A 23,164-nucleotide genomic window follows, 5' to 3' on the forward strand; every position below is an offset into this window, starting at 1 on the left:
TTCCTAACTCTTGCAGCTTAAAGTACTTTGTATGAAAAAAATTAAAAATTTACTGTTTTGAGCAAGTGTTTTGCAATGCCTGTTAAAGCTATCCCACACCTAATTAGAGCGATAAACGCATCACATAAATCTACGTCGCATAGATTTAAATCTATGATATCTACAAATTCTTATACTTAAATTATAGCGATAGTCATTCTTCATTTAGGATCAAGCTCTTAACAATGATTTTTAGACTCAAGAACCACAATTATGTTGCAACAGTGATGGCAACAATTAGCCTGACTTTCTATATTTTTAACTTTTTTCTAAAAACTATAGACAAAACATCTCACATAGAGTTATGATTGCTAATCGTGACTAAAAACAGAAACTAAGTGAAATAAACCAATGCGTTTCCTTCCTTAAGTCTGAGTCACGCTTTGGTATAGCGACATAAAGAAAGTCAAAAGTCTTTTAAACCTATAACAACCAACCCAAGAGATTGAGTTTCTCACGTCTAGTAGTTTGACTAGATATCTTCTGTAAGTCGTCTCGAAGCCCGTTAAACAGCCTTCAAAACCAATACTTCTTACTAAGATCGAAACCGATCTCTTTTGAGCCTGTCAAAAATCGGCAGAAATATTCTGCGCGAAAATTTGAAGTCAAGCAAGCGGAGCTAATTTTAATGACTGTCGGAATTCTCGGCACAAAACTTGGGATGACCCAAGTATTCGATTCGGATGGCAACGCAGTTCCTGTAACCGTTGTCCTAGCAGGTCCCTGCACAATCACACAAGTCAAGACCGAAACCAAAGAAGGCTACAAAGCCATTCAAATTGGTTACGGTAAGACCCGCGAAAAGCTGCTTAGCCAGCCAGAACTGGGGCATTTGAAAGTCTCAGGTGCTGAGCCTGTTAAGCATCTTCGTGAATATCGCCTTGATAATGTTAGTGATTTCACTATTGGTCAGACTCTAGATGTAAGTCAGTTCAAGGATGGCGACATCGTTGACGTGATTGGAACTAGCATCGGTAAAGGTTTTGCTGGTTACCAAAAGCGCCACAACTTTGCTCGCGGTCCAATGGCTCACGGTTCTAAGAACCACAGACAACCTGGATCGACAGGAGCAGGTACTACTCCTGGTCGTGTATATCCCGGTAAGCGCATGGCTGGTCGCCTTGGCGGTAAGCAAATCACCGTGAAGAAGCTAATTATAGTCAAAGTCGATGCAGCGAACAATGTGTTGCTAATTAAAGGAGCAGTCCCTGGTAAACCTGGCGCATTGCTTAACGTCATTCCTACCGTAATTATCGGCAAGGCTAAATAAAGGCGCAATTATAGGCGCGAAATAAAAGACTAAGTAGTTTGTTCGTGAGATCGAGAGAATATAAGTTATGCCTACAGTAATAGATTGGACAGGGAATGAAGTCGGCGAAGTAAGCCTTGAGTTGCGTGTTGCCAAAGAAGCAAGTGCAAAAGGTTTAGTTCACCGCGCCCTTGTCAGACAGTTAGCCAATGCCCGTCAAGGCACAGCCAGCAGCAAGACTCGCGCTGAAGTCCGTGGTGGTGGTCGTAAGCCCTTTAGACAGAAGGGTACAGGTCGCGCCCGTGCTGGTTCGACCAGATCCCCACTCACTCGTGGTGGTGGTGCAATTTTTGGACCTAAGCCTAGAGATTACGAAACCAAGATGAACCGTAAGGAGCGTCGTCTTGCACTTCGTACCGCATTTATCGGTCGTACATCTGATTTGATTATTGTTGAAGATTTTGCCGTAAACCTTGCTCAGCCTAAGACTAAGGAATTATGTCAAGCCCTTGAGCGTTGGGGTGTCACCGTTGGCAAAAAGACCCTGATCATCACCGATCGCAAAGAAGCAAACATTGTTCTTTCTGCTCGTAATATTCAGAACTTACAATTGATTGCGGCCGATCAGCTCAACATGTTCGACATTCTAAATTCTGAAAAGATCGTGGCAACTCGCTCGGCGATCGCCAAGATTCATGAAGTATATGGTGGCGACGCAAAGTTGGTAACTGAGATCGTAACCACGGTCGAAGACGCAGAATAACGGAATCTAAGTAGAAGAAAGAAACACCATGGCTAAGATCCCCACCGAATTCGATCCCCGTCGGTTGCCCGACATCATTCGTCGCCCTTTGCTCAATGAAAAGGCAACCCGACAATTAGAAAGCAACAAATACACATTTGATGTTTTTCATGATGCTACTAAACCTGAGATTAGAGCCGCCATTGAAAGCCTTTTCTCGGTTACGGTCAAAAAAGTGAACACCCATAATCCACCCGCACAAGCGCGTCGTATTGGTAAGTTCGCAGGCAAACGCGCTCAAATCAAAAGAGCGATCGTCACCCTCGCAGAAGGCAGCAAAATCGATTTGTTCCCCGATGTGTAAGCAATAGCTTTTTACAAAAAAGGCAAAATCAGAGAACTGTTCTTTAACAAAATCAGACAATTATGGGCGTTCGTGCATATAAACCGTATACCGCTAGTACAAGACAAACTGTTGTCTCGGACTTCTCGGAAATCACCAAATCAGAACCCGAAAAGTCTTTAACTAGCCATGTCCATCGTAAAAGAGGACGCAATAACCGTGGTGTAATCACTAGCCGCAGACGTGGCGGTGGTCACAAGCGTTTATATCGAATCATCGATTTCAAACGCAACAAGCGTGACATCATCGCTGAAGTAATTGCGATCGAGTACGATCCTAACCGCACTTCTCGGATTGCTCTCCTCCAGTACGAAGATGGCGAAAAGAGATATATCCTCGCACCGAAAGGCATTGCTGTTGGCAACAAAATCCTCGCAGGCGCAAGTAACGTTCCCTTTGAAATCGGTAACGCGATGCCATTGGTAAATATCCCTCTCGGTACGATTGTTCACAATGTGGAACTCGTCCCTGGTAAGGGTGGACAAATTGTGCGATCGGCTGGTGCTGGCGCTCAAATTGCGGCGAAAGAAGGAGATTTCGTTACACTCAAGCTTCCTTCTAGCGAAGTTCGCTTGATTCGTAAAGATTGCTTTGCCACCATCGGACAAGTTGGCAACCTCGATCATAGCAATACCAGTCTTGGTAAGGCAGGTCGTAGTCGTTGGTTGAACCGTCGTCCGAAAGTCCGTGGTATGGCGATGAACCCCATCGATCACCCTCATGGTGGTGGTGAAGGTTGTGCTCCAGTTGGACGCAGTGGTCCTGTTACACCTTGGGGTAAGCCAACCTTGGGTTATAAGACTCGCAAGAAGGGCAAACTCAGTGATGCCTTGATTGTTCGTCGCCGTCGCAAGTCCTCGAAGCGCGGTAAGGGCGGACGTAACGCCTAATTTTTTGCTAAGCGACTGCGAAGCAGTCGCTTAGCGCGAAGACTTATTTAGAGAGTATAAATTATGACGCGATCGCTAAAAAAAGGCCCTTTTGTTGCCGATCACTTAATGACCAAAATTGAGAAGCTGAACGCCAAAGGCGAAAAGCAAGTTATCAAAACATGGTCTCGCGCTTCCACCATTCTTCCGCAAATGATTGGGCATACCATTGCTTGTCACAACGGAAAACAACACGTTCCTGTATATGTCACGGAGCAAATGGTAGGTCACAAACTCGGTGAGTTTGCACCGACTCGCACCTTCCGTGGTCATGCCAAGAGCGACAAAAAAGCCAAGAGATAGGTAGACAGGTAGTTAAAATGATCCTCGCTCAAAACGAAATCCCTGCCGTAGCCAAATATATTCGGATGTCACCCCATAAGGTGCGTCGAGTACTAGACCAAATCCGTGGTCGTAGCTACCGCGAAGCATTAATGATTCTCGAATTCATGCCTTATCGTTCTTGTGAACCAATTACGAAAGTATTGCGTTCGGCAGTCGCTAATGCTGAACATAATGCAGGACTTGATCCCGCATCCCTAGTAGTTAACCAAGCCTTTGCCGATATGGGGCCTAGCCTCAAGCGCTTCCGTCCCCGCGCTCAAGGTCGTGCTTACCAAATCCGTAAGCCAACGTGCCACATTACGATCACCGTCAAACCATCGGAGGAAGAATAGGTATGGGTCAGAAAATTCACCCAACAGGGTTACGCCTCGGCATCACCAAGTCCCATCTTTCCCGTTGGTACGCTGATGTCAATCGCTACGGCATTCTTGCTGAAGAAGATAGCAAAATTCGTAAGTTTATCGAAAAAACTCTGAGTAATGCTGGTATCGCTGAAATCTTGATCGATCGCAAGGCTGATCAAGTAGATCTCGAAATCCGCACTGCTAGACCAGGTGTTGTCGTTGGTCGTGGTGGCGCTGGCATCGAACAATTGCGTGTCGGACTAGTTAAGTACCTTGAACAAGATGGTTCTCTGAAAAAGACAGGTACTAGCCAAGTTCGCATTAATGTCACCGAAGTAACCAGAGTTGATGCGGAAGCGCCTCTCATCGCTGAATACATCGCTCAGCAAATCGAACGTCGTGTTTCCTTCCGTCGTGTTGTTCGCCAAGCTATTCAAAGAGCACAGCGCGCAGGCATCGAAGGGATAAAGGTGCAAATCAGTGGTCGTCTTAACGGTGCTGAAATCGCCAGAACTGAGTGGGTGCGTGAAGGTCGTGTCCCTCTGCATACATTGCGTGCTGACATCGACTATAGCTACAAAACTTCCAGAACTATTTATGGTGTTATTGGCATCAAGGTCTGGATCTTTAAAGGCGAAATCATTCAAGGCGAAGAAGCTCCTGCTCCTGCCGCTCAACCCCGTCGTCGCCAGCAACGTCGTCCCCAATTTGAGGATCGTTCTAGCGCTGAAGGATAAACTTCTGTCATCTAGAGTTTTGAACCATGTTAAGTCCTAAACGTACAAAATTTCGTAAGCAGCAACGCGGTCGGATGGCGGGTCCTGCTACCAGAGGAACTGAAATCAACTTTGGTGATTACGCCATGCAGGCTCTAGAGCCTGCTTGGATTACCGCTCGTCAGATAGAAGCTTCCCGACGTGCCATGAACCGCTATATCCGTCGCGGCGGCAAGATTTGGATTCGTATTTTCCCAGACAAACCTGTAACCATGCGTCCTGCTGAAACCCGTATGGGTTCTGGTAAAGGTGCTCCTGAGTTTTGGGTGTCAGTGGTTAAGCCAGGTCGCATCATGTTTGAAGTAGCTGGTGTGACTGAAGAAACCGCAAGAGAGGCAATTCGCTTGGCAGCAGCCAAGATGCCAATCAAAACCAGATTTGTTATCCGCGAGAAGGAGTAAGAATATGGCACTCCCAAAAGTCCAAGAAACTAGAGAGCTATCTGATGATGAGTTGCAAGCTCAGATCTTGACCGTCAAGAAAGAGCTATTTGATCTGCGTTTCAAGCAGGCTACTAGACAACCCGTCCAGCCACATCAGTTCCAACATGCTAAGCATCGTTTGTCTCAACTGATGACCGTCGAACGCGAACGTCAGTCCAGAGCTTAAGAAAGCTATTTACATAACATAGGAATTTTAGCAATGGCAGTTAAAGAAAAAGTTGGCGTTGTCGTCAGCGACAAAATGCAAAAAACGGTGGTTGTCGCGGTTGAAAACCGTACATCTCACCCAAAATATGGAAAAATCGTGGTCAAAACGACAAAGTTTAAAGCCCACGATGAAGAAGATAAAACCCGTGAAGGCGATCGCGTCAAAATTCGGGAAACCCGTCCCCTCAGCCGTACAAAGCGATGGGAAGTTGTAGAGATTCTCTCATCTAGCTCGGAAGCATAAGCCATGATTCAACAAGAGTCTTATTTAAATGTGGCGGATAATAGTGGAGCTAAAAAACTACTATGTATCCGCGTACTGGCTGGTGGTAACCGTGCCTTTGGCGGAGTTGGTGATGTGATTATCGCCACAGTCAAGGACGCAGCCCCTAACATGCCAGTCAAAAAATCGGATGTCGTCCGCGCGGTCATTGTTCGTACCAGAGCATCCATCAACCGCGAAAGCGGCATGAGAATTCGTTTTGACGACAATGCTGCTGTAATCATCAACCAAGACGGCAACCCCAAAGGAACCCGCGTATTTGGTCCAGTTGCGCGTGAGTTGAGGGATAAAAACTTCACCAAAATTATCTCCCTAGCGCCAGAGGTACTGTAATGTCATTCAAGTCAAAGCCTGTCTATCGCGGCAACCGTAATTCTTTCAAGATTCACGTCAAAAAAGATGATGTGGTTCAAGTAATTTCAGGAAGCTCTAAGGGAACTGTGGCTAAGGTGCTACAAGTATTTCCCAAGGACAGCACCATCATCGTTGAAGGTGTTAATGTCAAGACTAAGCATATCAAGCCTCAGGCTGATGGCGAGTCTGGACAAATTATTACCCGCGAGTTTCCGATTCACAGTTCTAAAGTGTTGTTGTATTCCGAAAAGGAAAAGACCGCTAGTCGCTCTTGCTTCACCTTTACGGATGATGGCAAGAAAGTAAGAATGTTGAAAAAGACTGGCGAAATCGTCGATTCCGTCCAGACCGAAAAGAAATAATTCTATACAACCTGACCAAGCCCAGGAAAACTCATCGAGGAAGATAAAATGCTATCAAGATTTACCGAAGTCTATAAAAATCAGGCTGTTCCCAAGTTGATGGAGCAGTTTAAATACACCAACATCCATCAAGTTCCTACATTTGAAAAAGTAGTGATCAACCGTGGTCTTGGTGAAGCTGCTCAGAATGCTAAGTCCCTAGAAGCTTCTTTAATCGAAATTGCGACGATCGCTGGTCAAAAGCCCGTAGTCACTAGAGCAAAGAAAGCGATCGCTGGCTTTAAATTGCGTCAAGGAATGCCCGTCGGGATGATGGTTACTCTGCGCCGCGATAAGATGAACAACTTTTTGGATCGTCTGATCAACTTCTCATTGCCTCGCATCCGTGACTTTCGCGGTGTTAGCCCAAAGAGCTTTGATGGACGTGGTAACTATACCCTCGGTGTTCGCGAGCAACTTATCTTCCCCGAAATCAGCTACGACAGTATTGAGCAAATTCGGGGGCTTGATATTTCCATCATTACCACTGCCAACACGGACGAAGAAGGACGTGCGCTCCTGAAAGCAGTTGGTATGCCCTTTAGAGAATCATAAGTAGATCGAATTAGGAGATAAGGATGGCTACCAACGACACCATCTCGGACATGCTTACCCGCATTCGCAATGCAACACTTGCAAAGCACCAGACAACCTCTATCCCTGCCACAAGGATGACGTTGAGCATTGCCCGAGTGATGAAACAAGAAGGTTTTATCGCAGATTTTGAAGAAACAGGCGAAAACATCGACCGCGCCTTGGTCGTCGCCCTCAAGTATGAAGGCAAGAATCGTCAATCGATTATCAAGCGCCTCAAGCGCGTTAGCAAACCTGGTTTACGGGTTTACTCAAACTCTAAAGAATTACCCCGTGTATTAGGTGGGATCGGCATTGCGATCATCTCCACCTCTAGAGGGATCATGACCGATCGCGAAGCCCGTAAACAGGGAGTCGGCGGTGAAGTCCTTTGCTATATCTGGTAATTCAGATCTTTTAGATTGCTTAATCTAGATCTGGTAATTCAGGCTGTTAACTCAGCAAATAACATCACAAGCAACGGAAAACAGACATGTCTCGTATTGGAAAACGTCCCATTCCTCTTCCCCCTAAAGTTGCGGTCTCCATCGTAGGGCAAGAGGTTACTGTCAAAGGACCTAAAGGCGAACTTAAGCGTGTGTTGCCAAACACTGTAGAAATTCTGCAAGAAGAAAGCAACTTGATTGTCAACCGCGCTAATGAATCTCGTCCCGCAAAGCAACAGCACGGTCTTTTCCGCACCCTCGTTGCCAACATGGTCGAAGGTGTGTCAACTGGCTTTCAGCGCAAGTTGGAAATTCAAGGTGTTGGTTATCGTGCCAACCTGAACGGAAGCAATATTGTTCTTACTGTTGGCTATAGCCATACAGTTGACATCATTCCTCCCGATGGAGTTTCTTTAGGCGTTGAAGATGCTACAGGCAAAAAAGTCCCTCAAGGAACATTTATTGTCGTCGAAGGAATTGACAAAGAAATCGTCGGTAACTTAGCAGCAAAAATTCGCGCTGTACGTCCGCCTGAAGTATACAAAGGTAAGGGCATCCGCTACCTCGGCGAATTCGTCAGACGTAAGGCTGGTAAGACTGGTAAGAAGTAAGGCTAAGATTTTTCTGGCTTCTTTATTTAATCTTCTTAATTTTCGTAATCTTCATATATAAAAAACATGAGTGCTAATAGTCGTAGACAAGCAACCATAAGCCGCCACAAGCGAATTCGTAAAGGTATGTCAGGCACACCCGAACGTCCTCGCTTAGCAATTTATCGCTCTAACAATCACATCGTGGCGCAAGTGATTGATGATGTAGCACAGCATACTCTCGTCGCTGCATCGACCCTCGAATCCGATGTCCGTGAAGGTCTCAGCACTACTGCCAACTCTGAAGCTTCGGCTAAGGTTGGTGCTTTGATTGCTGAAAGAGCGATCGCGCAGGGAATTACCAAAGTTGTGTTCGACCGTGGTGGAAACCTCTATCATGGAAGAGTCCAAGCTCTCGCTGAAGCTGCCCGCGAAGCAGGTCTAGATTTCTAACGCATCGAATCATCCAGCAGTGAATCAGTAGATAGAAACAAATATGGCTAAGAATAGAGAATCAAGACCAGGTGCTGGTCGCGACAGTGGCAGCGGCGACAGTGGCGATAGCAACCGCGATGAAAAACGTAAAGGCAAGCGCGATAGTAAAAAAAGCGATCGCGCTCGCACTGAGAAAGAATCTGAATGGCAAGAGCGTGTTGTCCAAATCCGCCGCGTAACTAAGGTTGTCAAAGGCGGTAAAAAGCTCAGCTTCCGTGCGATCGTCGTCGTCGGTAATGAGAAAGGACAGGTCGGTGTTGGTGTTGGTAAAGCTGCCGATGTAATTAACGCAGTTAAGAAAGGCGTTGCTGATGCTAGAAAACACGCGATCGACGTGCCTTTAACCAAGAGTAATTCCATCCCACATCCTACCAACGGGATCGGCGGTGGCGCAAAAGTGATGATCCGCCCTGCATCTCCAGGTACTGGGGTAATTGCTGGTGGCGCTGTCAGAACCGTACTAGAACTAGCTGGTGTCAAAAATATTTTGGCAAAGCAACTCGGTTCTAGCAGTCCTCTGAACAATGCTCGTGCGGCAATTAATGCCCTTGCAACCTTGCGTACCTTTGGTGAAGTTGCCAGAGCGCGTGGTATTACGCTGGAACAGCTATTTAACTAATGCAATAACGGCGCGTAGCGCCGTTATTGCACCAACGATAAACGAGAAAAAACTATGAGAATTGACGATCTTCAGCCTCAAGAAGGCTCTCAGCATCGCAAGCGTCGTCTAGGACGTGGTATTGCCGCAGGGCAAGGCGCTAGCGGTGGTTTCGGTATGCGTGGTCAAAAATCTCGTTCAGGTCGTCCCACCAGACCTGGTTTTGAAGGTGGTCAAATCCCTCTTTATAGACGAGTACCCAAACTTAAGCATTTCACAATTGTCAACCCTAAGCATTTCACAATTGTTAATCTCGATCAATTAAGCGGATTACCTAAGGGTACTGTAGTAACTCTTGATTCTTTGATGGAAGCAGGAATTATTACTCAAAACGACGGTGTATTGCGTGTATTAGGAAGAGGCGAAGTAACTGTAGCACTTACAGTCCGCGCTCACTCATTTACAGCATCTGCTAAGAGCAAAATCGAAGCTGCTGGTGGCACTGTAGAAGTTGCCTAGTTATAAAGAGAATATGTGGCGGAGCGCTAAGCGTTTCGCCACATATTCTCTTTTGTTGTTTTAGAAGAACCTCGCGTTACGCTTTTCTCTATGCAACTACAATATTTAAATATCTTAAGTTAGGAGGAGCTTTGCGCCTCCTAACCCAATCACTAGCTTGAGGTAAGTTTAGTTATGGTTGTTAGTAAGGGAAAGAACCCAACAGCACAAGAAACTTTTATGCAAATGGCTCAAGCCGCAGGGCTAAGAGGTCGTTTGTTAGTTACTGTTGGTGTTTTGATATTGGTTAGACTTGGCATTTACTTGCCATTGCCAGGGGTCGATCGCCTGAGATTTACGGAAATTGTTAAAAATAATGCCGTAGTTAACTTCTTAGATATTTTCTCTGGTGGTGGCTTATCACTACTAGGTATTTTTGCCCTTGGTATTTTGCCATTCATTAATGCCTCGATCATCATGCAATTGATGACATCCGCTCTCCCAAGCTTAGAAAATCTTCAAAAGAATGAAGGAGAGGCAGGTAGAAGAAAAATTTCTCAATACACTCGCTATGTTGCCTTTGTTTGGGGTGTAATCCAAAGCTGGGGGCTGGGTGTCTGGGTGCAGAACTCTGGCGTACTTTCAGATCCAAGCACTAACTGGATTACGGTTGGCGATGGTCGAGTTATTTTGTCCAGCTTTATTTTCCAGACGACAGTAGCCTTGGCGGCTGGTTCGATGTTTGTAATGTGGGCTGGTGAGCTAATTACGGAGAAAGGGGTTGGTAATGGTGCATCCTTACTGATTTTTATTAGTATTGTCGCCAACTTGCCAACTTCTCTGGGTGATACAATCGCGCTTGCTCAAAAAGACAGCTCGAGAGTTGGTGGTGTCATCTTACTGCTCGTCATCTTCTTGATTATGATTGTGGGGATTGTGTTCGTTCAAGAAGGAACGCGGCGGATTCCGATTATTTCGGCGCGGCGGCAGGTTGGACGGAAACTATACCGCGAACAAGCTTCTTATTTACCTTTGCGATTAAATCAAGGCGGCGTTATGCCAATCATTTTCGCCTCATCGGTGATGATTTTACCTGCCTACTTAAGTCAAAGCATCAATAACGAAGTGTTTGTGGCGATCGCAACTTGGGTTTCTCCGAGCGGAGCTGGTCATATTCCTGTATATATGTTGCTGATTTTAGGATTTAGCTTCTTTTACTCAACCCTAGTTCTCAATCCTGTCGAACTATCGCAGAACCTAAAGAAGATGGGTAGCAGTATTCCCACGGTGCGCCCTGGTACAGCCACTTCAGACTATATCAGCCGTATTTTGAATCGCTTAACTTTACTTGGCTCGGTCTTCTTGTGTGGCATTGCGATTATTCCTAGCGCCCTCGAAAAAGCCACTGGCGTATCCACCTTTAGTGGCATTGGTGCAACTTCGTTACTGATTTTGGTTGGTGTCGCGATTGAAACCTCGAAGCAAATCCAAACTTATGTGATCTCGCAACGTTATGAAGGCATGGTGAAACAGTAATGCCTAGAGTGATTTTGATGGGGCCACCTGGTGCTGGTAAAGGTACACAGGGCGAGATTTTGGCTGAATCTTGGCAAGTACCGAGAATTGCTCCTGGAGATATTTTTCGGGCTGAGATTAAGCAAGGCTCTAAGTTAGGGCTAAAGGTTAAGTCTTTCAGTGATTCGGGTACATTGGTTCCTGATGCTGTTGTGATTGAGGTGATTGAGGCCAGATTGAGACAACCTGATACTCAAGTTGGTTGGATTCTTGATGGCTTTCCGCGTACAGTAGCTCAAGCTGAGGCTTTAGATACTTTATTAGCTGAGATCGAGCAGCCCTATGATTCGGTGATTAATCTTGATGTGCCAGATCAGTTTTTAATCGATCGCTTGTTGGCAAGGGCGATCGATCAGGGACGTGCTGATGACACGGAGGAAGTCATTAGGAATCGGTTGCAAGAGTACAATTCCAAAACTAGACCTTTGCTAGAATTTTATGGAAAGAAAGTTACCCAAATTGATGGCACACCGTCGATGCCAGAAGTAACTGAGACAATCAAAAAATTCTTTGCATAAATACGGTGATATTTGATTGAGTAATGCTTAATCAAATATCTATCCCATGTTGTAAGCGCTTTGCGCCCGCAACATCATACATAAAGAACTAATACTAAATTTGGGAGAGTTTGTTTGTCAAAAGAAGATTCTATTGAAATGGAAGGGACGGTAACTGAGTCTCTTCCTAATGCTATGTTTCGGGTTGCGCTCGATAATGGCTTTAATGTACTTGCACACATTTCGGGCAAGATCCGTCGGAATTACATCAAGATTTTGCCTGGCGATCGCGTGAAGGTGGAACTAACGCCCTATGACCTTACCAAAGGACGCATTACCTATCGCCTCAAAAATCAAGGCGGCGGCAAGAAATAAAGCAAAAAGCAACGACTGTAAAGTCGTTGCTTTTTGTTAATATCCAAAAAATAATTCGCTGTGCAAAGTATAGCTATAAATCAATTAATACAGCTAGAGAGGTTTCGGCGCGAAGCGCCGAAACCTCTCTAGCTGTATTGTCGCTTGTTAAGTGACTGCAATTGGTAGATATGATAAAACAATTGCCAAAAATATTTTTCGGTCAACCCACAGGTAGAAGCGCCTCGCAGCACTACATTTGAATACCAGTCATTTGGAGCAAGTTCACGAGAAAGCTTATTAACAACACTGTAAGTTCTTACATTTGCAAAAATTTTTTGATCAACGCTAACTGTGATCAATTCATGTTGATAGCCGCCTCTTGATACATCCTCGCGCATGTCAAGCTGATCGCTTAAACGCATGGGCAAGCAATATAAAACGCCCTCAACATAAGAACTTGAATCTTTGACAATATCTAAGCAACCACAATCACGGTGAGGAGATCGATAATAAAAGCCAAGTTTATATCCACTTAATCTTGCTACGCCAACAACATAATGATGGGCTGCCACACCAAGAGATCGCTTCAAATCAACAGGACACATACAAGAGCCGTAAGCAAAATAGTAAAACATCGGCTCGGATTGACATGGCTCTAGATGAGAACTTTCTGAAGTCTGTAAGTGCTGTATTGAATCTGATTTGAGCGAATCTACCATATCTGTAAGTTAGGCAAAAGCTTTCTAGTATTCTGGGATACCTGCAAAAAGTATAAAGCTTTGTGTATGCTCATTTGAATTAACTATTTAGATAATTCAAGCGTTAAAGGCTTTATTACTAATTGATGTGATCAAGTATGTCGCGCCTAATTTTTGAAAAATATGCCTGAGTATACAAAAAAAGATCCAGAACTAGAATCTAACTCTCTATTAGATGGTCAAGTGGCTGATCGAGTCCCAGAAACTCAGTTATCGCCAAAAATTGGATTGTGGGAATTAGCAATAGTTTTTGCTAAGCTCGGTGCGATCGCCTTCGGGGGGCCAGCCGCGCATATTGCCCAGATCGAGTTAGAAATAGTGCAGCGTCGCCAATGGCTCAGTCGCGAAAAGTTATTAGATTTGTTAGGTGTTACCAGCCTAATCCCAGGTCCTAATTCTACCGAATTGACAATTCATATCGGGCTGGAGCAGGCCGGATGGCAAGGGGCGATCGTGGCTGGAGTTTGTTTTATAACCCCTGCGATGTTATTAGTGTGGGGATTAGCGATCGCCTATGTGGAATACCAAACTATTCCCGCCGTTGGTTGGTTACTTTATGGAGTTAAGCCCGTAATTATCGCGATTATTGCTCAAGCCCTATGGAAGTTAGGACATTCAGCATTAAAAAATATCCCAACATGGAGCGCAGGGATTTTAGTCCTAGCTTTATATTTTCTAAAAATCAATGAAATCGTACTGATGCTAGGTGCAGGTATCATTGTCAGCCTCGTCCACAATTTAACATCCTTCCAAAAAAATAAATCTCTCTCAATTTTCCTTGTTCCTTTTTCCCTTTTCCCTTCTCCTTTAGCTTCTATTGCCTCCGAAACTCATTCCAAAACTTGGACAGCCGTATTTCTGAGCTTTCTTAAAATTGGTTCGGTTCTCTATGGCGGAGGCTATGTACTATTAGCTTTTGTGCAACAAGAATTTGTTGATCGTACCCATTGGCTAACTTCACAGCAATTATTAGATGCCGTTGCGATTGGGCAGTTTACCCCAGGTCCTGTATTTACGACTGCAACATTTATCGGTTATCTCGTTGCTGGAAATCTGGGTGCGATCGCAGGGACGATTGGTATATTTTTACCCGCGTTTATTCTCGTTCCATTGATCAATCCATTTGTGGCAAGATTACGCAAATCGCCTTGGACAGCAGGTTTTCTTGATGGTGTGAATGCTGCTTCCATTGGTTTGATGGCAGCCGTTGCCTTGGAATTAGGGCGCGGCACTTTGATTGATCTTTGGACAATTATTGTAGCGATCGTCAGTCTATTAGTTCTACTTAAATTCCCAAAAGTTAATTCTGCTTGGTTGGTAATTGCTGGCGCTGCGATCGGCTGGCTGATTAAATTCAACCAATAAAAAGTGATCATATCAGTGATTAAAAAGATAACTCTTGAAATATTTCTAATAAGGGAAGACTAAAATCAGGAATAACATCTTCTCCATCAAGGCTATCTTCCAATTGCAAAAGCTTTGATGGTTTAGGTTTATGGTAAACCAATACACATTCTTCATCAGGTAAGATTACCCATACCAACCGAGTCCCATTCTCAAAATACTCTACGAGCTTGTTATGGATTTCCTCAAAAGTGTTATTGGGAGAAATAATTTCTACAGCTAAGTCAGGAGCACCTTCAAAAAATCCTTTTGGTAATCGCTTTAATCCTTGCAAACGTTCTTTAGCAATAAATGCAAGATCAGGCGATCGCTTATTGCCTGTTTTCATTTTGAAAGCTGTACTAGAGTCACAAGTTACACCAAGCTTATGAGTACGTACAAATCCTGTCAAAAAATATCCGAGAGTAAGTGCTAAATAGCCATGCTCTACACCTGAATTTGCCACAACAATTAACTCTCCATCCACATATTCATAAAGGTTGCCATTTTCAGGCAATGACATAAACTCTTGATCTGTCAAAGCTTTGGGGTTAGCTAATTCTAGATTGGCGATCGCTTGGGTCATTAGATTTAAGTCCACAGATTAAACTAATGGGATTTCTAAGGCTAGGATTTATATCTAAATATATCACTTTAAAACTCAATGACATTCTTCTCGTCCGTGCTAGTACCTGACAGATCAAGATAATTAACTTTAATCTGTTCAAGAATTTCAGTTGAACGTTGTCTTGCTTCTTCGGCTTTTAATTGACATTCACAACCAAATGCTCGATTTGAAACGTTATCGTTGCTTTCATATTTTCTTAGCCAATCCTTCCTGTTTTTTTCGCACATAATATATTGAATCTTGGCGATCGCAGTTCTCACTACGATCTGAGGACGTAATAAACCAATGCGCGAGTTTTCGTCAAGCCAGAGCAGATGTTGCAATTGCTCAGCAACCTCTGTTGTTTCCGCACAGAGAATCTGTAATTGTTGCACGAGGTGATCGGGGTAAGGTTCTTCCGCAGCAAGGGAAGTTTTATTCTCTTGAATTAGGTTGAGAATAATTTGCCAAAGATAGCGATGATTGGATTGCGTAAATTCAATGTTCTCCTCTTCGGCAATCTCCTGATATAAATAAGCACGATGTTGGGGAAAATGCAGATAAATTTGTAAAAGTTGCGTTTCGGCAATATGCAGCGAATTTGTTGTCGTTGTTAGGGATGGAGCAGGCTTATTGCTGTTCCAGCGGGTGTTGCGTAACTGACGGCGCAGATCTTGCTCTAGACGCAATGCCAGATAAGAATTACCTTGTGACAAGCGCTGTGCGGAAGTATGGATGTAATGGGTGCGAAAGAAAGAATCAACGGGCAGATTATTTAATAATTGCGCGATCGCTTGACTGCTTTTTTGGAAGCGGTCGGCTTGGTTAAGGTCTTGACCTACAAGGATTTGATCGATCTGCCAATCGAGAAATAATGGTGCATTTTTAAGTAAATCGCGATATGCCTCTGCACTATGTTGTTTGAGATACTCATCGGCATCTTTGCCATCGGGCATCGTCAAAACTCGCAACTGCACGGTTCCATTAAATACTAATTCCTTGAAACCTGCGATCGCCTTTTCCGCCGCCGTAATTCCTGCCTTATCGGCATCGAAGTTTAGAATTACATTCTTGGTTTCGGTATATCGCAATAACTGCTTCATTTGGTCAGCATTAAGCGCTACACCCATCGTGGCGATCGCCTGTTCAATTCCCGCCTGATGCAAGGCGATCGCATCGAAATATCCTTCTACTACAATTGCTTGGTCAGACTTAGCGATCGCATCGCGAGCCTTATCCATTGCGAATAGAATTGAACCTTTGCTGAATAGTTCCGTTTCAGGAGAGTTAAGATATTTTGGCTCTTCATCCCCTAGCGATCTCCCACCAAAGGCAATTACGCGACCTCTAGTATCGTGAATGGGAACCATCAGTCGATCGCGAAAGCGATCGTAAAATCCATTACCTGTTTTGCGCGGAACGATCAAGCCTGCTTCTTCAACTAAACTCACAGGGATCTGCTTTTGCTGCACTAGATAGCCCATCAAGGTTTCCCAACCCGCAGGCGCATAACCCAGTTGAAATTTCTGGATTGTATCTTTGCTCATTTGCCGCTTTTCGCTGAGATAGGCAAGGGCTGCCTTGCCTTGGTGGGCATAGAGGGCATGTTGATAAAAACTGGTGGTCAAAGCCATCACTTCATAAAGGCGATCGCGATGGGAGATTTGACGCTGTATTTCCTTAGCTTTTTCAGGCTCGACTGTGGCAATGGGAACGTTGTATCGTTTCGCCAAATCTAAAACTACGTCAGAGAACGATCGCTTATCGATCTCCATCAAAAACTTGACTGCACCACCTGCTGCCCCGCAGTTAAAGCAGTGATACATCTGCCGCGCTGGATTTACTGTCAGCGCTGTGGCGTTTGTCCCATTGTGAAAAGGACAAGCGCCCCGAAAATTTGCCCCACTTTTGCGTAGTACAACGCGCTCGGAGACGATATCTACGATGTCTGCCCTTTGACTTACTTGGTCAATGGTGTCTTTGTGGATTTGGAACTGTGCAGACATGATCGCGATCGCCTATTTGTAAACCGCAGTATGCTCAATATATTTTATATCAATCACCATCAAAAAAGTAGAACCTACTTATAAAAGCGCAAGTTGAGATCCCCGACTTTTTTTGTGAATTTGCAAGTTGCCTTTAGTTGCCTAGAAAAAGTCGGGGATCTGTGCATTTACAGGTTGCTTTTGATTACCTACTTGCGATCTTAAAGGCATTACTCAGCATTTCTGAATACAATATCAAAATCATGGTTTTTGATATTCAACGCGAGGAAATTTTACAATGGATAAATTAACTCTCTATCGCCAACATGTTCAATCCATCTTAACTTATCACTGTCAACTCGATCCTGTTGGTGAAGCGATGGAAACCTATACTGTATTTGATACAAAAGGCGATCACTATCAAGTAGTTAGTGTGGGCTGGGAAAATGGCTTTCGGATGTATGGTTGTTTAATTCATGTGGATATTAAAGATGAAAAGATTTGGATTCAGTACGATGGAACGGAGTATTCTGTTGCCAATGAACTAATTGATCTTGGTGTACCTAAGCAAGATATTGTTTTAGGTTATCATGCGCCCTATGCTAGAAAGTATACTGAGTTTGCCGTGAGCTAGCATAGACATTACCAATGCAGAGCAACGAACATAATATTCTGAATGATGATGATTGCTGTGAGCGCCACTCCGAAAAAATAGAATAATGATGCAAAAAGTCTTGCTGGGGTATTTTTCTTTGCTAAAGATTCCACAATGATTTGATAAATCTCTTTAAGCTCGCGCCCTTCATTTTCGATAGAGACTCCATTAATGTCATCCCGTTTAGATAGCGTTACCTGACGATGCGAAGAAAACCAATTAAGCCATTGAGGTATAGTATCACCAGACAGGAGTCCTGCCTTTTCTAAGCCTTTAAACTGAACTTCTAACTCATAAATGCTACGCTGTTGGTCAGCGAATTCACGGTATGTTTCAGTCTCTTTAATAAGCTTAGGGCACCAAATCGCAAAAATAATATTCGCGAGTAGGAAGAATATAGCAGCAAAAAACAATACTTTCCAGCTAAAAGGGAGAGTTAAGTTAATAGGAAACTTATGTCCAAATAATTCTACTGTCACTACGCCTTGAACACGTTCTAATAACTTCGCAGAGATTGGAACTACAATCGCCCAGATGTTTGCCGAGCGTACAGATTTGTTTTCACCAAGGCGACGAAGGGTTGACCATGTCGGAATGTGACGAAGGGTTGACCATGTCGAAATCATAATGAGCCGTATATTGAATAGTTTTTATTATGATGGTTAGCAGTATATTAGAATATAAAAAATGCCTATTCACTTCTAAATGATAGTCGTATATCTTGCTCTGTCAATCTGAGTTAATGTCAACTGACGCATTGTATCAGCGTTATCGAGCAAGACAAAACTCTCATCCGAATTTTTTCTTCTTCGATAACACTGAAATGCCCAGCCCAGTCGTCTCGCAATCGGCTTAAGGATCGTACCGAGTCAATGGGGAAACTTTCGTTAGCAAGAAACTTTATAAACTATTTAGAATAATCGTGATGTTAGAAGCAAAAGCGATAAACCTAATAGAACTAGAATGGAACTGCCGATGTTGTTCCAGAATTGGTGATAGCTGGTGAGAGAAGCGCGTTGCTTGGGGCGATCCTCCATGATTGGTTGCAGTGTCGATAGATCGATAATTGGGAACTTGCCTCGTCGAAACCAGCCTGTGGCAATTACCGAGCGATCGCAGAGCATTTCTAGATTTTTGATGGTACTAGAAGGATCGATAATCCATTGACGAAAATTGGGAATGTAGTTAATAAAAGCCAAACCGCCTTGATCCTCCAAACGCATCGAATAGCCAATATAAAACTCATCAGTGCCATAGCCAAGCAACTCGCCTGGGATTTGTACAGGAATGCCTTGGACATAGCTGGCATAGGGATCGATGAGTAAGCTCACCAGATCGGTGTCGGCAACTTTGCGAAAATCTGGATAGCGCAAACTGCCTTGCAACATAAATCCTAAGCCTAAGCCAATCATGCATAGGCTTAATAATAACCAACGGTTGTAAAGTTGCGATAAAAACATCGCCGCAATTACCGCGATCGCAACACCGACAACTGGAGAGACTTGAATTAATAAATCACGCCAGAAATTTCGATATAAAAGTTTTTTATTAAGCTTCTTCTCTTCCTTTAATAGTTCTGCAAAATCATATTCTGTCGATAGCCCCAATTGTTTGGAATATCCAGCTAAAAATCTCATCCTTTTACCAACCAATGGATGCGTAGAATGAATCTCTAGCCAACGCCGCCAAGGATTAAATAGTTCCCAGAGAAATACTCGATATGGATCTTGATCGGTCTGTCCTGAATGGGCAATTTCCATCGCTAGCCCGATCGCAGTCATGGTTTGGCGATCGCAGATGCCAATTGCCCTTGTCGATTCTAAAAGACGATTTGTGGGCATGGCTGGCTGATTGTAAGGCAACATTTGCCGCGCCATTTTTGGGAGCGCTCTTGCCAGTGCATTGGGATTTCCAGTTACTTCTGAGGCAAAGCGATCGCTGACAATCGTACTCGCCTGTGAAAGCCAAACCAATAAATAATTACTCAGGGAGTAGAGAACATTGGCAAAGGTAGCCAAAACTTGCCAGAGTTGCTTAGCACTTTTAGCACGATAACTTTGGCGACTCAATAGAACATAAATATAATAAAGAACTTGAACAGGAGCAGAAACAAAGGTCAAAACTGCAAAGCTCTTGTTCCGAATCCTTCCTAGTTGATAGGCATAAACCGCAGCAATTTCGTCATCATCTAGACATTCAAATAACCCACGACTGACCACAATTCTTGCTGAGTTGGAGATTACACCATAGGTAAAGGCAACGGGGGCATCATCTTCAATCCATCCCAATCGAGGCACAAAAATATTGTACTTTTCACAGAAGTTCTCAATGATCTCCACAGATTCGGGACTTCTTTCATCTAAATCGGCAAGCGTAATCCATTGAATGCGGTGATATTGCTTTTGGGTAATGTCGATAATCCAAGGCGACATGAAAAACAGCAAAATGCTGAATATAAACGTAACGATCGCAGTTGTTTTGAGCCAAGCTTCAGAAAAGAAATCTGTAAAAATCAAGGAAATTCCATAACCGATCAAAAATTGCAAACCAATAATTGCGAGGATCGTCAACACCATTGCTGCAATCAGGAAATAATTGTATCTAGAGGGAAGGGATAAGGTAACGTCTTTTTTTCGATAACGGCGAGGATCTGATTTGATTACCGAGGCGACATCTTCATTCCGCTTGATCCGATCATCAGTTGGGGTGTCAAGCGCCTGCTGAAGCGTAATTAAAGATTTTTGCACCCATTTTTGCAACTGTGGGTCAGAAGTTGTTGCTAATTGTTCACAAATAGCGATCGCTTTATCAGCACGCCCCGTTTTTTTGTATGCCGAAACTAGCCAGATTTGGGCTTGTACATAGTCTTTAGAGGTTAGATCGGTACTCTCTTGGCTATATTCAGTCAAGATGGCGATCGCTTCGGTGTAATGCTTTCGCAGCAAGGCTGCTTTGCCAGCTTTTAGTGACATCGTTTCGCCTCAATCTCGCAACATTAAAACTTATTTTGACACTTACCGCACTAAATAATTTTAAAATAGCAATTCTCATTTTAAAAATCGGTTTTTAGAAAGTCCACCCTATGCAGACTTTCTAAAAAACAATTTGGTAATTTCAGCGCCTTTGGCGCTGAAATTACCAAATTGTTTTTGGCTCGATAGGTGTTTCGGGGAGACGCTTTAGCTTAAGTGGCTGAAATGCTTGATGTGTAATAGTTTTAGCCTCGGAGGTCTTCGATGTCTGAAACTCTCGTCATTAAAAGCATTGAGCCTTTTATCATGTTTGACCTCCCCGAAACACCTATAGAGCCAACACCTATAGAGCCTTCTTCATTACTTTAGAGATAGATGGGCATAAAACGTTTGCCTATACACTAGTTTGGGCAAAGAGCCATATTAAAAGTAGCTATATTTACAGAATTTAATATTGGGATCGCCAAAATTGTGAATAACAACTGGTAGCTCATGCCAATGTTGCGCATTCTAGTTAACATAACAGGAGGAGACCATGTCTAATATCCCAACTGGCGGTCAAATGCTTTGGAAGCTTGAAGATGGCGAACGTATCTTACATCTACGTCACAATGCAGCCGAACAATGGCGACACTACGAAGATTTCCCTGAATATGCGATGCAAGACCCCGTAGGATTTTCTAAAGGTATCGCCACTTTTGTCACATTACTAAAAAAAGATTGGATTGCCATTAAGTCCTGAAATGAATGAATGCGGTGCAATGGATCGTATTCATTCGCCGCATTCATACGTTTATTCAGCCCAATCGTGCCATTCCACTTTATTTACTTCCAAATACATATCAACAGCTTGTCCAATGGTCGGAAAAAAATCGTCCTTGCCAATCTTAGTAAATAGTCCGTAACGTTTTAGGCGATCTTTGGTGGGGCCTTTCATCTCTGCAAAACATAATTCTATGTGTGCTTGGCATAGGGTTTTATCGAGTTCAGCGATCGCATCGGCAGCCGTAAGATCGATATCGGTTACAGGTTCAGCTGCGACCAATACCCACCTCGTGACTGTCGGAGCTGTGCCAACCGCATTCATCACCTGATCGCAAAAGATTTCGGCATTGGCAAAAAACAACGGTGCATCCCAACGAAAGATTACTAGTCCTGGAATTTGTCTAGCTTCGGGATGGCGAGAGACATCATGGTAGCCTTTGATGCCATCAACACGTCCGAGTACCGCAGAGTATGGTCGCCATGCACTCCAGACAAATGCAAGTAAAGCCAAAACTACCGCACTAAAAATTCCTTGGATTACGCCCAGTATTGCGACACCACAAAAACAAACCATTGACAAAACAAATTCAAATCGTCGTAACTGGTATAGACGCAAAGTTCCCCTAATATCAAAAATTGCTAACCCAGCCGAAATTACCACCGCGCTGAGAGCTGCTTGGGGCAAATTTTGCAACAACATCGGTGCAAACCATAAAACTATAGCAATACAAATCGCACCGACTACTCCTGTAATCTGCGTTTTTGATCCTGCTGCCTCAGCGACGGGTGTACGCGAAGCACTACTGCTGACTGAAAATCCTTGAAATAATCCCGCTGCAATATTGGCAATCCCCAAAGCAATTAACTCTTGATTGCGATCGGCTTTATACCCACCTCGGATCGCAAAAGTCCGTGATAACACGCTCAGATCGGCAAAAGAGACTAAGGCGATCGCTAAAGCGCTAGAAAATAAAGTTTTGAATTCAACTGGAGCGATATTGGGAATTTGGAATGCGGGTAATCCCTGTGGCAAGGCTCCAACCACAACTATTCCTGCTCTTTGCGAAAGTTCAAATATCGAACTAACTACTGTTGCCGCCACCACCGCCACCAATACCCCTGAAATTTTTGGCGTTATCCGCTTAAGAATTAGAATCACCAGTAAACAAGATAAACCGATCACAAGAGCCGTAAAGTTCGTCTTGCCATCATGAACCCCTTGTCCCAAGCCAATCATTTCTTCCCAAATCGTATTACCATTCACTGAAAATCCAAAGATCTTTGGAAATTGACTAATCAAAACGGTCACAGCGATTCCATTAAGATATCCATATCGAATTGGTTTAGAAAGTAGTTCGGTAATAAAGCCAAATCTTGCCAGCCCCGCCACAATGCAGATAATTCCTGAGAAAATTGCTAATACTCCTGCGATCGCGATCGCGCGAATCGGATCGCCATTAGCCAGTGGTAGCACTGTCGCTGAAATTAAGGGAATCAGCGCGGAGTCAGGACCTAACACCAAAATCCGACTAGGTCCAAAAATGGCATAGGCAATTAGCGGCACAATCGTGGAATATAGTCCGTAGATAGCAGGCAAGCCTGCGGCTTCGGCATAGCCCATACCTGCGGGAATGAGAATTGCAGTTAACACCAGTCCTGCACTGATATCCTGCATTAGCCAAGGGAGCTTATAATTCCTCAACACGGCGATAATTGGCATCCATCTGGCTAAACCATCAGGACGCGAAGCAAGGGGAAATGGAATAATTGGTGGGGGCGTTGTCAACAATGCACCTCAATGTAAGTTTTTAGATAGATTGTCTAGATTACCTAAAAAATGACACTATGCTAAGCCAAAGTATTGCGAAGCTATAAAACCCAAAAGAGAGTTGCGG

At 43.9% G+C, this 23,164-nt stretch carries 30 protein-coding genes; 24 read left to right on the plus strand and 6 right to left on the minus strand.

Annotation, left to right across the window (positions count from 1 at the left end; genetic code table 11):
• Positions 1 to 667: 667 nt before the first annotated feature.
• From rplC to infA, 21 genes are all read left to right on the plus strand, one after another.
• On the plus strand, positions 668 to 1,309 hold the full coding sequence (rplC, locus tag APA_RS24480; RefSeq protein ID WP_201324826.1) for a 50S ribosomal protein L3: 642 nt from the start codon (positions 668 to 670) through the stop codon (positions 1,307 to 1,309).
• 67 nt (positions 1,310 to 1,376) lie between these two features.
• Complete coding sequence (rplD, locus tag APA_RS24485) at positions 1,377 to 2,051, plus strand: 50S ribosomal protein L4 (RefSeq protein WP_201324827.1); 675 nt, start codon at positions 1,377 to 1,379, stop codon at positions 2,049 to 2,051.
• 28 nt (positions 2,052 to 2,079) lie between these two features.
• On the plus strand, positions 2,080 to 2,394 hold the full coding sequence (locus tag APA_RS24490; protein ID WP_201324828.1) for a 50S ribosomal protein L23: 315 nt from the start codon (positions 2,080 to 2,082) through the stop codon (positions 2,392 to 2,394).
• Positions 2,395 to 2,456: 62 nt separating this feature from the next.
• Complete coding sequence (gene rplB / locus APA_RS24495) at positions 2,457 to 3,323, plus strand: 50S ribosomal protein L2 (RefSeq protein ID WP_201324829.1); 867 nt, start codon at positions 2,457 to 2,459, stop codon at positions 3,321 to 3,323.
• 63 nt (positions 3,324 to 3,386) lie between these two features.
• Positions 3,387 to 3,665, plus strand: coding sequence for a 30S ribosomal protein S19 (rpsS, locus tag APA_RS24500; RefSeq protein WP_094530961.1), 279 nt, complete (start codon positions 3,387 to 3,389; stop codon positions 3,663 to 3,665).
• Between the two features lie 17 nt (positions 3,666 to 3,682).
• Positions 3,683 to 4,039 (plus strand): 50S ribosomal protein L22, encoded by a 357-nt coding sequence (gene rplV, locus APA_RS24505; RefSeq protein WP_009625485.1) that lies wholly within the window; start codon positions 3,683 to 3,685, stop codon positions 4,037 to 4,039.
• Positions 4,040 to 4,041: 2 nt separating this feature from the next.
• The gene (gene rpsC / locus APA_RS24510; RefSeq protein WP_142653722.1) at positions 4,042 to 4,788 is read left to right on the plus strand and encodes a 30S ribosomal protein S3; all 747 of its coding nucleotides are present in this window, start codon (positions 4,042 to 4,044) and stop codon (positions 4,786 to 4,788) included.
• Positions 4,789 to 4,814: 26 nt separating this feature from the next.
• A complete protein-coding gene (gene rplP, locus APA_RS24515) occupies positions 4,815 to 5,228 on the plus strand; it encodes a 50S ribosomal protein L16 (RefSeq protein ID WP_201324830.1) in 414 nt (137 codons plus the stop codon).
• Between the two features lie 4 nt (positions 5,229 to 5,232).
• Positions 5,233 to 5,436 (plus strand): 50S ribosomal protein L29, encoded by a 204-nt coding sequence (gene rpmC / locus APA_RS24520; protein WP_094530967.1) that lies wholly within the window; start codon positions 5,233 to 5,235, stop codon positions 5,434 to 5,436.
• 33 nt (positions 5,437 to 5,469) lie between these two features.
• Positions 5,470 to 5,721, plus strand: a complete 252-nt coding sequence (gene rpsQ / locus APA_RS24525; RefSeq protein WP_094530969.1) for a 30S ribosomal protein S17 — start codon at positions 5,470 to 5,472, stop codon at positions 5,719 to 5,721.
• Between the two features lie 3 nt (positions 5,722 to 5,724).
• Entirely contained in the window at positions 5,725 to 6,093 is a 369-nt protein-coding gene (gene rplN, locus APA_RS24530; protein WP_094530971.1) for a 50S ribosomal protein L14, read from the plus strand.
• Positions 6,093 to 6,476, plus strand: a complete 384-nt coding sequence (gene rplX, locus APA_RS24535) for a 50S ribosomal protein L24 (protein WP_201324831.1) — start codon at positions 6,093 to 6,095, stop codon at positions 6,474 to 6,476. Before rplN ends, rplX begins: the two co-directional genes overlap by 1 nt.
• A 48-nt stretch (positions 6,477 to 6,524) precedes the next feature.
• The gene (gene rplE / locus APA_RS24540; protein ID WP_201324832.1) at positions 6,525 to 7,070 is read left to right on the plus strand and encodes a 50S ribosomal protein L5; all 546 of its coding nucleotides are present in this window, start codon (positions 6,525 to 6,527) and stop codon (positions 7,068 to 7,070) included.
• Between the two features lie 23 nt (positions 7,071 to 7,093).
• Complete coding sequence (gene rpsH / locus APA_RS24545) at positions 7,094 to 7,495, plus strand: 30S ribosomal protein S8 (RefSeq protein ID WP_201324833.1); 402 nt, start codon at positions 7,094 to 7,096, stop codon at positions 7,493 to 7,495.
• A gap of 86 nt (positions 7,496 to 7,581) precedes the next feature.
• On the plus strand, positions 7,582 to 8,145 hold the full coding sequence (gene rplF, locus APA_RS24550) for a 50S ribosomal protein L6 (RefSeq protein WP_201324834.1): 564 nt from the start codon (positions 7,582 to 7,584) through the stop codon (positions 8,143 to 8,145).
• Between the two features lie 66 nt (positions 8,146 to 8,211).
• Positions 8,212 to 8,577, plus strand: coding sequence for a 50S ribosomal protein L18 (gene rplR, locus APA_RS24555; RefSeq protein ID WP_201324835.1), 366 nt, complete (start codon positions 8,212 to 8,214; stop codon positions 8,575 to 8,577).
• 43 nt (positions 8,578 to 8,620) lie between these two features.
• On the plus strand, positions 8,621 to 9,238 hold the full coding sequence (gene rpsE / locus APA_RS24560; RefSeq protein WP_103667430.1) for a 30S ribosomal protein S5: 618 nt from the start codon (positions 8,621 to 8,623) through the stop codon (positions 9,236 to 9,238).
• Between the two features lie 54 nt (positions 9,239 to 9,292).
• Positions 9,293 to 9,736, plus strand: coding sequence for a 50S ribosomal protein L15 (gene rplO, locus APA_RS24565; RefSeq protein ID WP_201324836.1), 444 nt, complete (start codon positions 9,293 to 9,295; stop codon positions 9,734 to 9,736).
• A gap of 174 nt (positions 9,737 to 9,910) precedes the next feature.
• Positions 9,911 to 11,251, plus strand: coding sequence for a preprotein translocase subunit SecY (secY, locus tag APA_RS24570; RefSeq protein ID WP_201324837.1), 1,341 nt, complete (start codon positions 9,911 to 9,913; stop codon positions 11,249 to 11,251).
• Entirely contained in the window at positions 11,251 to 11,808 is a 558-nt protein-coding gene (locus tag APA_RS24575; RefSeq protein WP_201324838.1) for an adenylate kinase, read from the plus strand. The genes secY and APA_RS24575 overlap by 1 nt, the downstream gene beginning before the upstream one ends.
• Before the next feature lie 114 nt (positions 11,809 to 11,922).
• Entirely contained in the window at positions 11,923 to 12,162 is a 240-nt protein-coding gene (gene infA / locus APA_RS24580) for a translation initiation factor IF-1 (RefSeq protein WP_094530993.1), read from the plus strand.
• A 128-nt stretch (positions 12,163 to 12,290) separates the two neighbouring features.
• Here the strand turns inward: infA and APA_RS24585 are convergent, their stop codons facing one another.
• On the minus strand, positions 12,291 to 12,863 hold the full coding sequence (locus APA_RS24585) for a gamma-glutamylcyclotransferase (RefSeq protein WP_201324839.1): 573 nt from the start codon (positions 12,861 to 12,863) through the stop codon (positions 12,291 to 12,293).
• A gap of 162 nt (positions 12,864 to 13,025) precedes the next feature.
• On the opposite strand from APA_RS24585, the gene APA_RS24590 reads away from it, so the two are divergent.
• Complete coding sequence (locus tag APA_RS24590) at positions 13,026 to 14,267, plus strand: chromate transporter (protein WP_201324840.1); 1,242 nt, start codon at positions 13,026 to 13,028, stop codon at positions 14,265 to 14,267.
• 19 nt (positions 14,268 to 14,286) lie between these two features.
• Here the strand turns inward: APA_RS24590 and APA_RS24595 are convergent, their stop codons facing one another.
• Together APA_RS24595 and dnaG are read right to left on the minus strand one after the other, a co-directional pair.
• Complete coding sequence (locus APA_RS24595; RefSeq protein WP_201324849.1) at positions 14,287 to 14,871, minus strand: Uma2 family endonuclease; 585 nt, start codon at positions 14,869 to 14,871, stop codon at positions 14,287 to 14,289.
• 68 nt (positions 14,872 to 14,939) lie between these two features.
• A complete protein-coding gene (dnaG, locus tag APA_RS24600; protein WP_201324841.1) occupies positions 14,940 to 16,898 on the minus strand; it encodes a DNA primase in 1,959 nt (652 codons plus the stop codon).
• A 277-nt stretch (positions 16,899 to 17,175) separates the two neighbouring features.
• Here dnaG and APA_RS24605 point away from each other — a divergent pair, with 277 nt between their 5' ends.
• Complete coding sequence (locus APA_RS24605) at positions 17,176 to 17,511, plus strand: XisI protein (RefSeq protein WP_201324842.1); 336 nt, start codon at positions 17,176 to 17,178, stop codon at positions 17,509 to 17,511.
• A gap of 8 nt (positions 17,512 to 17,519) precedes the next feature.
• Here the strand turns inward: APA_RS24605 and APA_RS24610 are convergent, their stop codons facing one another.
• Both APA_RS24610 and APA_RS24615 read right to left on the minus strand, forming a co-directional pair.
• Positions 17,520 to 18,158 carry a hypothetical protein gene (locus APA_RS24610; RefSeq protein ID WP_201324843.1) on the minus strand — a complete coding sequence of 213 codons (639 nt, stop codon included), beginning with the start codon at positions 18,156 to 18,158 and terminating at the stop codon, positions 17,520 to 17,522.
• A gap of 285 nt (positions 18,159 to 18,443) precedes the next feature.
• Positions 18,444 to 20,504: a zinc metalloprotease HtpX gene (locus APA_RS24615; protein ID WP_201324844.1), complete on the minus strand. Its 2,061-nt coding sequence runs from the start codon at positions 20,502 to 20,504 to the stop codon at positions 18,444 to 18,446.
• A gap of 535 nt (positions 20,505 to 21,039) precedes the next feature.
• Between APA_RS24615 and APA_RS24620 the strand changes: the two genes are divergently transcribed.
• The gene (locus APA_RS24620) at positions 21,040 to 21,246 is read left to right on the plus strand and encodes a hypothetical protein (protein ID WP_201324845.1); all 207 of its coding nucleotides are present in this window, start codon (positions 21,040 to 21,042) and stop codon (positions 21,244 to 21,246) included.
• 51 nt (positions 21,247 to 21,297) lie between these two features.
• Here the strand turns inward: APA_RS24620 and APA_RS24625 are convergent, their stop codons facing one another.
• Positions 21,298 to 23,055: a SulP family inorganic anion transporter gene (locus APA_RS24625; RefSeq protein ID WP_236580058.1), complete on the minus strand. Its 1,758-nt coding sequence runs from the start codon at positions 23,053 to 23,055 to the stop codon at positions 21,298 to 21,300.
• Positions 23,056 to 23,164 lie beyond the last annotated feature (109 nt).

Source organism: Pseudanabaena sp. lw0831 (assembly GCF_016584665.1).
Lineage (GTDB): Bacteria > Cyanobacteriota > Cyanobacteriia > Pseudanabaenales > Pseudanabaenaceae > Pseudanabaena.